We start from the raw sequence: 15666 nt of genomic DNA, 5'->3' as shown, positions 1-15666 counted from the left end.
ATATGAAGGAGAAAGCGCCAAAGGACCGAATCAGCCTTATCAGCACGGATACGCCAGCTCTCATATTTTGGACTGGACTCCTACCCAAGATGTCTATGGAGATATGCTTCGCGCTCGAGTCCCACTGCAACAACGAAACAGCCCCTTTGCAGCTACACAGGCTCAGCCTGCTTTAAGCCCTGACACGCAAATGTTTGCACTTAGCGGCGATTATGGAAACGCTTTCTTTGATAGCTATCCCTATACTAATAAATTCAGTCAATACTTGTTTAACTATTGGCAGTATACCGACTATTACGGCTACTGGCATGGCATGCCTACCGCCCATGTACCCGAAGAGCTATACGATCCCCAAAAGGATTGGACGGAAAAATGGTTCGAGTTCGGCATTCTGAACATTCCAAATCCGGGGTATACGAATGCGGCGCACAAAAATGGCGTTCTCTCCATCGCCTGTATTTTTTTCTCGGATAATGACCGTGGACCGCAAACGTATAAGCAAATGCTCGTGCAGGATGCTCAGGGTGGATTTCCGGTAGCCAAAAAATTGGTCGAAATGGCGAAATATTATGGCTATGACGGCTACTTCATCAACCAGGAGGAAGCTTCAAAAGGCGTAGCTACAGAGGACATCCCCCGTTACAAACAATTTATGAAATACTTGCGAGATCAGGGCATGTATGTACAATGGTACGACTCCACCGTAAACGAAACTGGTAAAATTGCTTATCAAAATGAGTTTAATGCGGTGAACAGTCCGTTTGTCAAAGACAAGCAATATGGACAGGTGTCCAATTCTATTTTTCTGAATTATTGGTGGGACAAAGCGAAGCTGAAAAGCTCCCCGACCATGCAAAGCAATTGGGTCTGGACCCTCTTAAAACCGTTTTTGCCGGTATTGAGGGCGGGAACGGTAACTTTGGCAGATGGAAGCAAAATTACGATCTTCGTCTGAATATCGGTGATAACGGGCAGCCGATGAACAGTATCGCAACGTTGGGAGCAGATTTCACACATAATGCGCTGGATGAAGAGTTTGGCGGGCAGGACACCAATCGCAGAGCTGACAATGTCTATCAATGGATGACCTTTATTCGCGACCGTGTCTGGTGGTCCGGTCCGAATCAGAATCCCGTCCGTGCACAAAGAAACCCAAATGTAGATTTGTCTGATGTAAAAGCTTCGGGCGCAAACTGGGACGGTATTGCGGCATATATCGCCGAACGTTCTGTCATCCGTGGCTCCCATTTTAATACCAGCTTCAATACCGGACATGGCTTGCAGTATGTCGTGAATGGAGCCATCTCCAATCCCAAAGAATGGTCTAACATCAATATTCAGGATATCCCGGTAACTTGGCAATGGTGGCTCGATACCAAAGGGTAAACCGCTCTCGGTTGACTATGACTATGGGCCGAATTATACCAAAGGCACTCGGTTTACCTATCAGCCTGTGGGCGCTTATCAGGGCGGCAGTTCCCTCGTCGTTAACGGAGAGCTGAATTCAGATAACTTTTTACGCCTGTATAAAACGGATCTGTCGGTAAACAAGAATTCAAACTTGTCCATCACGTACAATAGGCCTTCCTCTGATGACAGCTCGGTGCTGAGTATCGGACTTATTTTCAAGGATAACCCCGGCCAGGTCGTAAAAGTAAGCATCCCTAACTCTGGTAAACAAACCACGGGCTGGGTTAGCCGAAATTTGGATTTGAGCGCCTATAAAGGAAAAACGATTGCATCTTTTGGTTTATCTTTTGATAACGCGAATAAAACAATCAAAAACTATCAGATGAATATCGGCCAAATCAAGATAACAGACGGTTCCGTCCTGAAACCAGCCGCGCCGACGGGATTCAAAATCACCAAGGCACTGACCGATACGAACGAAATGCTCGTAGCCTGGGACCTTGAGGATTACTCCAAAGTTCAACAATACAATTTGTATGAGAACGGCTCCTATATCGGCGGAATTTATGACTCAACCTATTATATTAAGACCCTAAACCATAAATCAGGTGAATTAATACTTACTGCAGTTGGGGCTGATGGAACGGAAAGCGAACCAGCTCAAATAAGCTACGATCTGAATGCTGCCGTCAGTCACATTGAGGTGGAGACTAAAGAAAACGGTGAGGCTACAGTAACGTGGAAAAATCCCTCTGAAGCGGACGGAACGGTTAAATTAACCTTGACCACCGACTATACGGACACCGTATTCCATAAAACCATTACGGCGGACAATGGCGCTGAAACGGCTACATTTACCGATCTGGCCACAAACGGTGATAGCTACACACTACGTATCGCCATCGGCAATCATGAACCTGTAGCATACACCGGGCATCTCGCAGACACGACGATAGAGCCTTATGCAAAAGAGAATGTGACGATCACTGGGTCAACGTATACGCTTGCTCTACCAACCTTGAAGGACTGGCATTATTTATATGTATACGAAAACGATGTGCCCAAGCAATTTGGCGTAACTTATGTATCGAAAAAATTTCCTTACATTGTCCGGGGAAGAACAAAATTAAGTGAACTGACTTTTACCCCTACTTCTCGTACCAGCTCGCTAAAGATCGTGCTCGAAGATTACACTGGCAATCAGGCCACCACATATATAAGATAGCTTTGTGCAAGAATCCCTTTGTCTTGATATGAAGAGTTCCTTCAACGGGACGACGGTCTCTATCTGGTGGATGAGGCCGTCGATTCGTTGTTCGAACATATAGCTCAAATTCAGCCATAGGGACATACGCATACGGCACAATAGCGAGAAGTCCAATTCAATAGACTTCTCGCTATTGGCTATATTGGGCAGAATCATGCACATATCAATATAAAGCCCATTTTTCTGTGCATAGCTCCATAAAAGAATGAGCTACCTGTTCACATTCGTCGTACCCCAAACTACCAGAATGAGCAAAAAGAATGGGATATTCGTTGTTTCTTTTTTCCTCTCTCATATCAAACATATAGTGATTTCCACTACCGTCCATCGCAAATGACACGGCACCTGGCATATAAGCCGGCAGCTCATAGGCGAGGTTCATTTCTCTCAAATCTTCGGTATCGAAAAACTGAAAATAACGTTCTCCATTTTGAAATTCCCCGCCATTAGAGTACTTCAGGAATTCTATGTAACTATTAGCAAATTGTCCTTGGGGCAAATGCCAGCTAACAGGATCTAGCGGTTTATATTGATCATAAAGTGGAGACGATTTCGGAAAAGGGTTCACTTGTCTTTGTTGGATTTCGTGAATTTCCTGCTCCGATAGCTTTATGTTCCATGTTTTCAAAAAATTTGCGATTTGTTCACCAGTTGCTACCGGACATTTTATAAATTGATGTTCAAAGTGAATACTCCACATAATAACCACCCTCCCTACCTTGGTGTCTCTAAGAGTTGTTGTTTCTACCTTCTCTATCTTTTTCAACCCATTCAGCCAAACTTTCATGAGGTTGAAGGTTCTCACGTCTGTAGTAATAAACCGTCTTGAGCTCGTAATCCAAGCTTTCAGCAGCAATAAAAAATCGGGTGCCAGACGTTAGATCTTCCATACAAATCACAGGCCCCTCGTGAAATCCATAAGAGATAGTTTGTAATATTTCCAGTTCCTTGTCATTCGCCAGTCTAAAGCACTCAATTGAAAATACACCGCCCGGACAGGAAAGAAACGAGACCTCGTAAAATGTGATCTCTATGTTGTGATAATAGCTAAAGTCAAAGCTCCCAGCGAGTACCAGCTTGGGCCGACTTGTATAATCATAAATGTAATAATGGTCAATGTTATTTTGAGAAAGTATTTCATTCAGTTGCATCAGTTTGGATTGAATGGAATGATTCATAATCTTATGCCCCTCCCCACACATGCGGCTATTCCCTATCCGTCACCGCCTGCCACGCTTCTGTTACATTTATAGGAGATTTATGACTGGTCTCTCCGCCACCTTCCTGAGTCCATAGCGGTGGATAATAAGCAAATACCTCTCCTGGCTGAAGTAGTTCCATATCCGCCTGCTGCATCATAAGCCACAATCAGCATTCCCCCAAGTGCAGAAACGCTCGCTGGCTCTTGCAGCCCGTTCCATGAAGCCAAACTACCGTAAATTCCGGGCCCGCCTGCACCCAGTAAGGTGATCCATCCGTGGTCAAACATGATCCCACCTGTTTCATAGGCAACCGTTCCCAAATACGATTTTGTACTCGCCTGCAGACGGTATAGCGCATCTCTCCTAGCAGATTCCGATTCTGCCGATACAATGCGATATGGATTATTCCCTTCTTGCAGAATATTTCTGACCTCTTCCCATGCATGGTTGTCCTGATCCACCAGCTCATCAACCGTTAATATATGCATGTTCATTCCCCTTCCTGTATTCCAAGATCCTTTTTTCAACCTGTGAACTGATTTTTGAAAACCTGCGTTTGCTCTAGAATCACCCACTGATTCTGCTCGTCGTATCCTTGTACAATCGCCGTGATCTCATGTCTTGGATACATCCACTCGGATGGGGTCTTTTCCGCATATGAATGGGTGTCTGCCAATCCGACTGCATCATACTCTAAAATTTGAACAAGTGTTCCGTGTGGAAAAAAGGCTTCAATATATCCGCTTACCTCAGTCCCAACCGGTAGATCGGTTTTGGTTTGATGCCATTCCTTGTTGAAGGTGTGCAGATTGTTGGACCAGACTTCTTCAAACTCTTTTTTTGTAATTTTCGTATAATAGGGCTCTGTATCATCAATCGCTTTCTCGGCTAACAAGAAATGATATTGCTCGTGCTTGCGATTAGAAGCAATATACGTGCCATCATCCTGGATAACAATTTGCCGATAGGCTGCGCCGTCTGAGTCTATTTCAAAATACCAGGTTCCCATACCTGGTTCCGGACAATCTTTAAGATATTTCATTGGCCCCTCCTATAAGGATGTATAACCGTGTCATTTCATCTTTCTTATTCCGTTATAGGTCCTTGTCAAATATGCGAGATATTCCGAACGCGTCAGTCCTCCTGTTTGGCGATTGAACTCATCGTACGAAATGTCTTCCGGGAATCCGAATTCAGCCAGTGCTTTTCGACGCTCCTCCTTATACAACGGATTATCCAGCGTTTTATGCCACTCCCGCTCTTCCCAGGCGCCAAAACAGTCGGCAACGATACCTGAATAAGCACCGTTATTTGAAAAATTTCGCGAAGACTTGAACACGGTCTCCCCTTCCGGTTTGGAAACCGTACCCGTTCCCCAGGACAGACTATATGTTCTTTCTTTTCTACTATCCATACTACTGCCGTAGCCGATGGGGAATACAGTATCCTCTTCCACTAACAGCTTATGCCCTACTCGCTCGTAGGCTCCACGCATAAAGGAATCATCCATGACAATCCAGGTTGTATCAGATAACGGGGCGGCTGTGATGGATTCCAAAGTTATTGAACGGTCACGACTTGTACACAAATACGGACGTACGAATAAAGGCATCGTCATGACACTGTTCCAAATGCTTTCCTCTGTAAACAACTGATCCTTTTGCATTTGGCGCAAATCACCGACGACCAGTACATACCCATCTGTGAAGAGGTCTATTTCCACACGAAAGATGTCTCCCGGGATGGTTTTATAACGCTGGTTTTTCATATGCTTTAACCGATCCAGCTTACGATCATAGTCGTTAGGCACAAGTGACGGGTAACGTTGAAGCCAATCTATGATCTCTTCTTTACTATGTAAATGCTCACATCCCGTAATAGGGAGTTTCACGCCAGTTTTGCTATTCACAGCAGTAACATAACTAAGAGGACGATCCCTTCTAATGCCTGCTGAAAAGGTCACGCCTTCTGCCTTGATGCTCGAAACACTTGTGTAATTCAGCTTTTTCTCTTTGCCACGAGCCGTTTTAGGCAAAACAAATGCCCGGTCACGCGTAAGAATCTCTACATCGGATTCTCCATAGGTATCCTCAGTGGAAGAAATTCGCTTGCGAATAACGTCTCCATCTACACAAATAAAGTATCCTTCTTTAATTTCTACCACGTCCCAATGCTCTTCCAGCGCCTCCAGCCCGAAGTACGGTCGTAACGCGTTCGTTAACCAACTATTCATCTGTTCCTCCAGTTCCGAGTACATCTCAATGCACCCAGGCTCAATTTCCCCAAAAATTAACACGGCATGCAACTCGCTTATTCCTATACTGTTCCAGCTTGAGCCATCTCCTCCTGAATCCAGCTACTGCTGGAAGACAGTTGGAGCAAGTCGTTCGCAATCTGTTTGACCTGCTCTTGCAATACGTGTGACTGATCCGTTCCTTCCAGAAAGCGACTCAAAAAATGAAGAAATACATCTACCTTCCTAAGCAGCATCAATACAGGTAAAGCATCAATCTCGTCGGAGGACAGATGAACTCGGCGGCTGAAGCCCTGGCAAAAATCCCGAACTGCTGTCGCCTCCTCCGGTTGTCCCAAAAAACCTGACAAGATGACCGCTGGTTCCATGACCCGAACGTCTAGCGTACAAAATTCAAAATCAAGCAGTGCAGTTACTAGACTACAATCCGAATCCTTTACCAACAAATTGGAAGCGTTCAGGTCTCCATGTACAAGCTGATGCGGCAGCTCTTCCAATGCATGAAGCGAATCTGTAATCTCTTCATAAACTTTTCCTATTAATTTCAGTTCTTTATGCAAAGCTTTCAGAGGCTCAGGCGGATGTAAACAAAAGCCTTGAACCGTTTCCCGGTTACACAAAGGATAGGATTGCTGCAAGGCGTAATACGGTCGATAGACTGGAGTCAATTCAAGCTTGAATGCCGCAAGCACAGCAGATAATTCCCCCGTAGTCTCGCCAAAGGAATAAGCAAAGCTTGAATCCTGCTCCAGGGGTGATATGCCTTCTATGTATTCGAACAGACACACATATTTACCACTTTCCTTCTCCAGTTGAGCGAGCGTCTCTCCCGTGACCGTCGGAATAGGCTGGGGTATCCTGAATGACAGAGAATGCTTACTCAGCGCCTGCAACACCGCATGCTCAAATTCGATTTTGTCCCGATCCCTGTGTGTATCGTACACGCGCAGCACCCCGCTTCGCCCACCACTCTTAACAAAATACGTCGTATTATTCCAACCCCCGGTTCGTTTTTGCAACGTCCCGTTCCACTCCGGCCAGTGCCGTCTTAGTATTGCTTCCAAGAATGTATCCTCCCTTTTGCCGGAGACAAAGGCATCCCGCAACCTATCATTTCAATCAGCCTTGAGCTTATGAATTTGCAGCTATTATAACAAATATAGACGCCCGTTAGAATTGGACGTCCTTCTGTATCCTTCATTTCTTCAACTGTTTGTTGCGGATATTTTGCGGGGTGGCACCATACGCCGTTTTAAATTTTTTATAGAAAAAACTCATGCTGTTATATCCAACCTGCTTAAATATCATTTCGAACGGCAGGTTGGTATTCACTACCAGAGAATAGGCTGCATTGAGTTTAATGTTGGCAATAAGCTGAGTGTAAGTAAGACCGGTTACTTTTTTTAATTTATTACTTAAATACGTACTATTGTAATTAAAATGATTGGATAATTGCTGCAGGCTTAAATGCTGATAATGCTCTTCCATGTAATTCAGAATAGAGGTAATATTATTTTCCTGCTGGTTCAAGTGAATATTATGCTCGCTTTCCAATACACGGACCAATTCTCCAAAAACAATCGGCAAATAAGCCTTGACCAATTCCATCGAATCCTCTTGCCTGGAAAAATACTCAATCAGGATTCTGCGCAGGATATATTGAAGGTTCTCATTATGCTGCGACTCAAAAATAATAAAGTGATTATGGTGCTGATGCTGGAGGACAGAGTTGGCGAGAAATTCGCCAATCAGGCTTTTTTTCTTGGATAACCGTTGCAGGAACAGGGAAGAAATCGTTTCTCTTTGCAGCAAGATATTAATAAGGATATCGTCTTCTCCCAAAGGAGCGATGCTGTGCGGCACATCCTTATCCAGAACACACACCTGGCCTTCACAAAGCTGAATTTCTTTGCCTGCTATGATTTGATTGCACTTGCCTGAATAAACATAGTTTAATTCGATAAATTCATGCATATGCTCCAGCATTGGAGCAAATCTATTATGCTTGCTAATATAAATATCATGTTCTCCGAAGAAAAACAAAGCAGGCATACGATACATATTCCGATTCACATCAAAGTATCGTTCATCCTCCGATTCTTCGGAGAGGTCGTTAATCACCTGATTGCTTTGTTGTTGTAAAAGCTCAATTTCCGTTTTGGTTCTCAGCAGCTGGTCCAACTCATGAAGGTTCATGAACACTGACTCCTCCTTCATTATATAGTGGAAAAACGGGCGGTTCTCCCGCCCGTTGCAAAAACTTCCTGTATTGGATGACTCCCGTTAACTGTGGACTGCCGCCTGAGTTTTGCTTCCCTTTCCTCTAATAGCGATTCCCAGACAGATGAGTGCAGCAATCATAAATACAATCGCAGAAACGAGGAATGCAAATGAGGCGGTTTCATTTCCAAACAACATGCCCACCAGCTTGATGACATAAGGTGAAGCAAACGCTCCCAAATTAGAGCCTACCATCGCAATGGAAATGGATATCGTCTCACTGCCTTTAGGGACGATTTTAGTTAGTATGGTAAAAATATAAGGAATAAACAACGCAAAACTAAAGCCAATGATCAGCATGGCAACGGTAACCAGGGTCACATTCTGAGCAAACCACAGTAGTACAAAACCTGTTGCTGTCAATAGACTGGAGATAAAGGGTGCGTAATTTCTAAGCCACTTATATATTCTACCAAACAAGAAACCTGCAATCATGGTTGACAAGGAAAACAGCGTTAACGCAGTTCCTAAAAAATCAGCATTGGACATACTCTTTTCAGCAATCATAATGCCTGTTTTGGTATACACAATCATAATAAAAGTCATAAACAGGAAAAGTGCAGCCCCTAATCCGAGTACAGGTATGGATACTCCACCACTCCTGCGGCCCGTTCCGGTTGAACTGACTGCAGGCTCCCCACGCTCCGGTTCGGGAATGACAAGAAAGAATAACAGCGCAATCGGAATGGTGATCGCATAGCATAAAAAGGCGAACTGCCAGTTGATTAAGGCAAGCTGTCCTGCCACAAAGGTAGCCAGGCTGCTTCCGAGCCCTTGAACAGCGCTTTGAAAGCCTACTAATTGGGCACGTTCGTCCCCTTCAAAAAAATCGCTAATTAAGCTGACAGCCAGCGAATTGAACATTCCGAGACCTGCACCGAGCACCAGACGCAACGCGAGAATCCATGTAATGTTAGTCGTGAGCATAGGAAGTATACCGCCAATGACCACGAGCAAAAGTCCTAGCAGGACTGTATTTTTTTTGCCCAATCGGGAAGAGATCGGACCACTCAACAGCACAAACAGCATCATCGAGAAAGATGGAATCGTAACTACGCTTTCAATCAGCGAGCTGGAAACTCCTGATAATTGATTCAGCATCATCGGTATGACAGCCGAAATGGCACTCGCTGATGTCAGAACTAAGGAAATGGACAGCAACGCCGTTTTAAACAACACTTTGTTCCTAATATTCATCAAGCTTCTCACCTCTAGTCTATGTTATTTAGCCTCTGGTTGCATGTGCAGGAACCTGGGTAGCCTGGCAGTATCTGTACTGGAACGCGTACTGTCCGGAACCGACCGTAAACGTCATTTCATGATCTTCGCTCCTTTGGAAGATCGCCTGTTCCCCTGCAGAACCTAATTTCCCGGCCAGCTCCTGTGGCACATTATCAGGCGGATACTGAATCGACGGATATTGCGTGGCAATGGTCTGCTGCAGTGCATCCGGCTCCATCACTCCCGGAAGTGTAATCTTGGCCGTCGTATTATGCGGTACAAGAACCGTCATCTGCATTTCCTCATTCACGATTTTCCAATGGACCTCAAGCGCGCCATATGGCGTCTCCAGTTTCCCGCGGGCCGAAGTAAGATTGGCAGGCGGTTTGGGAGCTAAACGTGATTTTTTATACCCTGCTTCAAGCACATCGATTCCGGCAATATTCTGGTACATAAAGTCTCCAACTGAGCCGTACGAATAATGATTAAACGAGTTCATATCGGTACTCCAGAACGAGCCATCCACTTTGATGCTGTCCCAATGCTCCCACATGGTCGTTGCCCCCCGTTCAACCTGATAGAGCCATGAAGGATAGTCATTTTGAAATAAAATCTTGTAAGCTACATCCGTATAGCCATTGTCGGATAAAACTAGGCATAGGTAGGGTGTGCCCACAAAGCCGGTATCCAGATGCATATCATTTTTTTCTATGAGCGATACGAGCTCCTGAATCACTTGCTTTTTATACTTTTCGGGCACCAATCCGAAGTGCAGAGCCACCACCTGTGCAGTCTGGGTATTGGAGGTCAATTTGCCAGCGTCATCGAAGTAGCGGTTTGCAAAAGCGGCTTTAATCCCCTCATGCAAGCTTCTATATGTGTTGTAATCGGTATAACGATTCAGCAGTTTGGCCGTCTGCGCCAAAATATGAGTCGAATACGCAAAGTAAGCAGTTGCCACCAGTGTTCCGTCCGTCGCCCCAAAATAGCTTCCTTCCTCGCTATCCAGCGCCAGCCAGTCTCCAAGCTGCAAACCGGTATCCCAAAGACATTCCTCGTTCCCCTGGGCGCGGATATAATCCACCCATGCTTTCATACTGTCATACTGCTGAGCTAAAATTTGCTTATCCCCATAGCATTGATAAATGGTCCATGGACATATAACCGCCGCGTCTCCCCATGCTGCCGTCGTTTTGTCCATGTTATCGGCAAAGGTTCCTTTGAGGACATCCGGCACTACAAAAGGCACTGCGCCATTTTCCAGTTGGTTGTAAGCCAGATCCTTCAGCCACTTGCGGAAGAAGGAAGCTGCATTCATATTGAAGCTGGCCGTTCTGGCAAAAATCTGTGCATCGCCGGTCCAGCCTAATCGCTCATCACGCTGCGGGCAATCGGTCGGCACATCCAGGAAATTCCCCTTTTGCCCCCACACAATATTGTGCTGGAGTTGATTCAGCTTTGGATCGGATGTCTCGAACAAGCCAACAGGCTCCATGTCCGAATGCAGAACAACGCCCGTAAAATCTTCAATTGCAATGCTATCCGGAAAGCCCTCAAGCTTCACATATTGAAAGCCCTGAAAAGTGAAATGCGGCCGAAATATCTCCGTCCCCTTCCCGCTGCAAATGTACGTAATCTGCTGCGCTGCATCACGAATGTTGTCTCTGTAAAAGTTCCCTTGCTGATCCAGCACTTCACCATGCACCAGATTCAAAACCGTACCTTCAGGGGCTTCAACTTTAAATTCCAGCCAGCCTACCATATTTTGACCCAAGTTAAGCACCAGCTCACCTTTGGGGGTTCGAATGAGTTCAACAGGCTTCAACCGGTTCATTACACGGACAGGCTCGTTCTCCTGAGCAATCAGATGACTTAATGGGAATGGGACGACCTGCATCATTTTCCGCTCGGTCAAGGGGCTATGTTCGACTGCCTGTTGCTGCTCAAGTCGGGCATCATAGATTTCGCCGTTATAAATATCCGACATTAAAATGGCACAGCTCGCTTCCTCCCAGGAGGAATCAGAGCAAATGACTTCAGAACGGCCATCCTCATAGCTAATCTTCATTTGAAATAACAATGCATTCGTGTTCCCGTAGGTATCCTTGCGCTTCTGCCAGCCCAGATAACCGCTATACCAGCCTTCTCCCACCGTTGCTGTAATTCGGTTATGCTGCTCTCGAAGGGTAGAAGTCACGTCATAAGCTTGTACCTGGACACGATCGTTATAATCCGTCCATCCCGGGGTAAAGTAGGCATCGCCCACTCTTTGTCCATTTAACTCCAGTTCATACAGCCCCAGGCTTGTAGCATAAATGACTGCTTTTTTCACTTTTCCCTCAACCGAAAAACACTTGGAAGCGGCAAAAGGAGCTCTTGTCTGAAACTGTTCATGGATGCTCCGCTCCTTCACCGTGATCCATTGTGCCTTCCAGTCCTGCTCATGGAGCAGCCCCATCTCCCAATAGCCGGACTCACTCCATTCCGATTCCTCCGGTTCGGTGTCACCCGCTCCCTGAGCCCATACTTTTACCCGATAATAATATCTTTGGCCTGATTCCAGTGGAGGGCCTTCATATGGAAACAATATGGATTGATCCGAATAGGAAAAATGATTCCAGAGCAGCGGTTCAAAAGTGGGATTTAGAGATACCTGCAGCTGGAACCTTTTTTGGGAAACATACATTTTGTCAGATTCGATCTGCCAACTTAACCGCGGCTGTAGACAGCCCAGACCCATCGGATTATTTAAATGTTCGCATCTAAGCGCTTTCACTTTTAGCATTCTTATGTCCTCCCTGAGGTCTTCTTTTGTATTTCCATACTCAAATTAAAACGCTTCCATAGACTGTGCGCAATGTTGTATCCCTGCATGTTGTATGCTTGATTTACAGGTGTTGAAATTCCAATCCTGATATTTGATCTTACAATGGATTAATTGGATAAATATGTACATTTACAAGATAGCTACATCCATTAAAAAAGCCTGAATCCGTTGGGGGTGGATTCAGGCTTGATTCTTTCGAGAAGGAAGGCCTATCTATTCATTTTTTAGGGTGGCTTATGCCTGTCCGGCTATCGCCTCTTCCGGCGTGGATGTCGGATACAAGTGACAGGCTACCTGCCGACCCGGTGCAGCTTCTGCAAAGATCGGCTGTACTTTGCTGCAAATATCCATGGCTGCCGGGCAGCGGTTATGAAACGCACAGCCGCTTGGCGGATTTTCCGGGCTGGGTACATCGCCCTTGAGCACAATCCGCTCACGCTCGGCTTCCGGATCAGCTACAGGGACCGCAGACATCAACGCCTTCGTATACGGATGCAGCGGCTCCTTGAACACTTCCTGGGTCGGTGCAAGCTCAACCAGCTTGCCCAGGTACATCACACCAACACGGTCACTTATAAATTTGACGACCGATAAATCATGGGAAATGAACATGTACGTCAGGTCGTATTGCTTTTGCAGGTCCTTCATCAGATTGAGCACCTGCGCCTGGATGGAGACATCGAGGGCCGAAACTGGCTCGTCACACACGATAAATTTGGGGTGAAGCGCCAGTGCCCGTGCAATCCCAATCCGCTGGCGTTGGCCGCCCGAGAATTCATGCGGGTAACGATGAGCGTGATAAGGAGATAATCCGACCACTTCGAGCAGCTCTTCCACACGCTCTTTGAGCTGTTCTTTGCTCCATTTTTCATGCGTGATAAGCGGTTCTTCCAGCACCTGCTGCACCGTCCATCTTGGATCAAGCGAAGCAAACGGATCTTGAAACACCATTTGCATATCCGTTCTGAATTTGCGCAGCTGCTCTGTATTCAGCTTCCGTATATCCGTGCCGTTAAACAGAATCTCTCCATCGGTTGGTTCGATTAATCTGAGAATGGCCCGTCCGGTTGTGGATTTGCCACAGCCGGATTCTCCCACGATTGCCAGGGTTTCACCCTGCTGTACAGTCAGGTTAATACCATCCACCGCTTTGATTGCTCCCACTTGCTTGGAAAAAAGTCCTTTTTTGATCGGATAGTGTTTTTTCAAATTACGTATTTCAAGCAGTGTACTCATGATATCCCTCCTGCTGTAACAAGCAGCGGCTTTTGTGTCCGGGTTCCACTTCCACAAGCTCCGGGGCCTCTGCAAGGCAAATTTCCTTGGCAAACTGACAGCGTGGTGCAAAACGGCAGCCTTTTGGCATATCAAGCGGGTTGGGGACCTGGCCCGGAATGGAAGCTAGTCGCTCCTGATCACTGTTCAATTGTGGCAATGACGCTAACAGACTCTGTGTATACGGATGCTTGGGATCTTTAAAAAGGGTTTTGACATCCGTTTCTTCCACGACTTGTCCAGCGTACATAATAACGACCCGATCACACATCTCAGCAACGACACCAAGGTCATGGGTAATCATCAGAATAGATGTCCCTTCGGATTTCTGCAGCTCACGCATCAAATCAAGAATTTGCGCCTGAATGGTTACATCAAGCGCTGTTGTCGGCTCATCTGCAATCAGAAGCTTCGGATTGCAAATCATCGCCATTGCGATCATAACCCGTTGGCGCATACCGCCCGAGAGCTCATGCGGATAAGAAACGGCTACCTTCTCTGGACGCGGGATGCCCACCTTCGTCAGCATTTCCACAGCCATCGCTTTCGCCTTCTGTTTACTTACACCGTGATGGTATCTGGCAGACTCCGCAATCTGCTTGCCGATTTTGAACACGGGATTCAGCGAAGTCATAGGCTCCTGAAAAATCATGGCCATCTCGTTGCCACGAATCGAACGCATTTTTCGCTCTGAAAATTCCAGCATGTTCTCACCGTTAAACCGTACTTCACCAGCGGCTACTTTCCCAAGTCCTTTGGGGAGGAGCTGCATAATGGAAAGGGAGGTAATGCTCTTGCCACACCCGGATTCCCCAACGATTCCGAGTGTCTCCCCTTGGCCAACCGACAGATCGACGCCGTCCACTGCCCGGATGGTTCCAGCCGCAGTCTTGAACTCCGTTCGGAGATTGGTTACTTCAAGCAGTTGTGCCATGCCCTCTTCCTCCTCCTTGGCCATCATGAACCTTCACGTTATTCATCCAAGAGAACAAGCTTATTCGGACTTGCCCATCGTTTGCAGATGCTTCATGCTGCCATACAATTTTGTAATATGCTGATACTCTTTTTCTGAATGAAATGAGCATTGTCCACGGCCATAGGCCTTGGCTGTTTCGACCGCAAACTTGGCCGCCAGCGCAATATCGCCTTCGTGGCTGGCCCCCGTCGCACTGCCTGGCACGGGAGCAGCGGCTGTAATGGCTACACCAACCACCGGAGCAGATGTTGCTACCGCTGGCTGCAAAATGCTGTTGATGTGGTACAAATCATTGCCATAAGGCGTGATATCCTGCGTCGTTACAGCAAAAGTAACACACGGCTCGCCGGTTACGTTCTGGGCAATATCGACAAGGTCTTCACTGATCCGCAGCACATAGCCTTCACGTACCGTCGGAGAAATGGCAATACCTTTATGGTTGATGACGCGGTTCCCTTTGGTCGTATCTATCGACAGGATCGCTTCCATTTCGGGAGTCACTTCATATTGGTTCATCGTCAAAATATCTACAGGTGAATCCATAAATGGAACCGGATCATGGGGCTGAGTGGGTGCGTCCGGGCAAATATGTGTACAGATGATCACGTCTCCGTCAAGCACATCTCCTTTAGACTGCATAGACAAAAGCTTGGCCGCCGCCGCAATGGACGCTGCCGCTCCGTCGCCATCGGATACAAATCCGATCATTTCCGGCCTGGCTCCAAGCCCGCCAAGGCGGCCAACTACGCCCAGCGTTGGAGAATCCCCTCCCTGAAGGCGGCCGTTTTTCCCGGCAATGACGATTTTAATAAAATCCGTAGATCCCTTATCGCCTTCTACAGTGGAAACCGTAATCTCCGCTTGACCCAGTTGTTCCAGGTAAGCTTTGACTTCTGCCCCACTGGCAGACGGGCTATCCAAAAGTTCATATACTTCATAGACTTGTTTCATCAT

General features: G+C 46.5%; 12 protein-coding genes and 2 pseudogenes. 2 read left to right on the top strand and 12 right to left on the bottom strand.

Going from position 1 to position 15666, the window contains the following annotated elements; genetic code table 11:
- Positions 1-103: 103 nt before the first annotated feature.
- Positions 104-1386 (top strand): annotated as a pseudogene (locus B4V02_RS26515) (endo-beta-N-acetylglucosaminidase).
- Between the two features lie 67 nt (positions 1387-1453).
- The gene (locus B4V02_RS26505; protein ID WP_244188477.1) at positions 1454-2635 is read left to right on the top strand and encodes a hypothetical protein; all 1182 of its coding nucleotides are present in this window, start codon (positions 1454-1456) and stop codon (positions 2633-2635) included.
- 205 nt (positions 2636-2840) lie between these two features.
- Here B4V02_RS26505 and B4V02_RS07595 read toward each other — a convergent pair whose 3' ends face one another.
- The 12 genes and pseudogenes from B4V02_RS07595 to B4V02_RS07540 all read right to left on the bottom strand — a co-directional run bounded on the left by B4V02_RS07595 (position 2841) and on the right by B4V02_RS07540 (position 15666).
- Complete coding sequence (locus B4V02_RS07595; protein ID WP_094154335.1) at positions 2841-3377, bottom strand: SMI1/KNR4 family protein; 537 nt, start codon at positions 3375-3377, stop codon at positions 2841-2843.
- A gap of 28 nt (positions 3378-3405) precedes the next feature.
- Entirely contained in the window at positions 3406-3855 is a 450-nt protein-coding gene (locus B4V02_RS07590; protein WP_094154334.1) for a hypothetical protein, read from the bottom strand.
- 28 nt (positions 3856-3883) lie between these two features.
- A pseudogene (locus B4V02_RS07585) lies at positions 3884-4367 on the bottom strand (DUF2625 family protein).
- A 35-nt stretch (positions 4368-4402) separates the two neighbouring features.
- Positions 4403-4921, bottom strand: a complete 519-nt coding sequence (locus tag B4V02_RS07580) for a hypothetical protein (protein ID WP_094154333.1) — start codon at positions 4919-4921, stop codon at positions 4403-4405.
- A 30-nt stretch (positions 4922-4951) separates the two neighbouring features.
- A complete protein-coding gene (locus B4V02_RS07575; protein WP_094156964.1) occupies positions 4952-6112 on the bottom strand; it encodes an immunity 26/phosphotriesterase HocA family protein in 1161 nt (386 codons plus the stop codon).
- Positions 6113-6195: 83 nt separating this feature from the next.
- The gene (locus tag B4V02_RS07570) at positions 6196-7197 is read right to left on the bottom strand and encodes a phosphotransferase enzyme family protein (protein ID WP_094154332.1); all 1002 of its coding nucleotides are present in this window, start codon (positions 7195-7197) and stop codon (positions 6196-6198) included.
- A gap of 133 nt (positions 7198-7330) precedes the next feature.
- Entirely contained in the window at positions 7331-8329 is a 999-nt protein-coding gene (locus tag B4V02_RS07565; RefSeq protein WP_094154331.1) for an AraC family transcriptional regulator, read from the bottom strand.
- Between the two features lie 87 nt (positions 8330-8416).
- Complete coding sequence (locus B4V02_RS07560) at positions 8417-9610, bottom strand: MFS transporter (RefSeq protein WP_094154330.1); 1194 nt, start codon at positions 9608-9610, stop codon at positions 8417-8419.
- A gap of 28 nt (positions 9611-9638) precedes the next feature.
- Positions 9639-12419 carry an alpha-L-rhamnosidase gene (locus B4V02_RS07555; protein WP_094154329.1) on the bottom strand — a complete coding sequence of 927 codons (2781 nt, stop codon included), beginning with the start codon at positions 12417-12419 and terminating at the stop codon, positions 9639-9641.
- 276 nt (positions 12420-12695) lie between these two features.
- The gene (locus B4V02_RS07550) at positions 12696-13697 is read right to left on the bottom strand and encodes an ABC transporter ATP-binding protein (RefSeq protein WP_094154328.1); all 1002 of its coding nucleotides are present in this window, start codon (positions 13695-13697) and stop codon (positions 12696-12698) included.
- Entirely contained in the window at positions 13681-14670 is a 990-nt protein-coding gene (locus tag B4V02_RS07545) for an ABC transporter ATP-binding protein (protein WP_094156963.1), read from the bottom strand. Before B4V02_RS07545 ends, B4V02_RS07550 begins: the two co-directional genes overlap by 17 nt.
- Before the next feature lie 60 nt (positions 14671-14730).
- Positions 14731-15666 carry a DUF1177 domain-containing protein gene (locus B4V02_RS07540; RefSeq protein WP_094154327.1) on the bottom strand — a complete coding sequence of 312 codons (936 nt, stop codon included), beginning with the start codon at positions 15664-15666 and terminating at the stop codon, positions 14731-14733.

Source organism: Paenibacillus kribbensis (assembly GCF_002240415.1).
Taxonomy (GTDB): domain Bacteria; phylum Bacillota; class Bacilli; order Paenibacillales; family Paenibacillaceae; genus Paenibacillus; species Paenibacillus kribbensis.
This window is presented reverse-complemented; position numbering and strand designations above follow the sequence as displayed.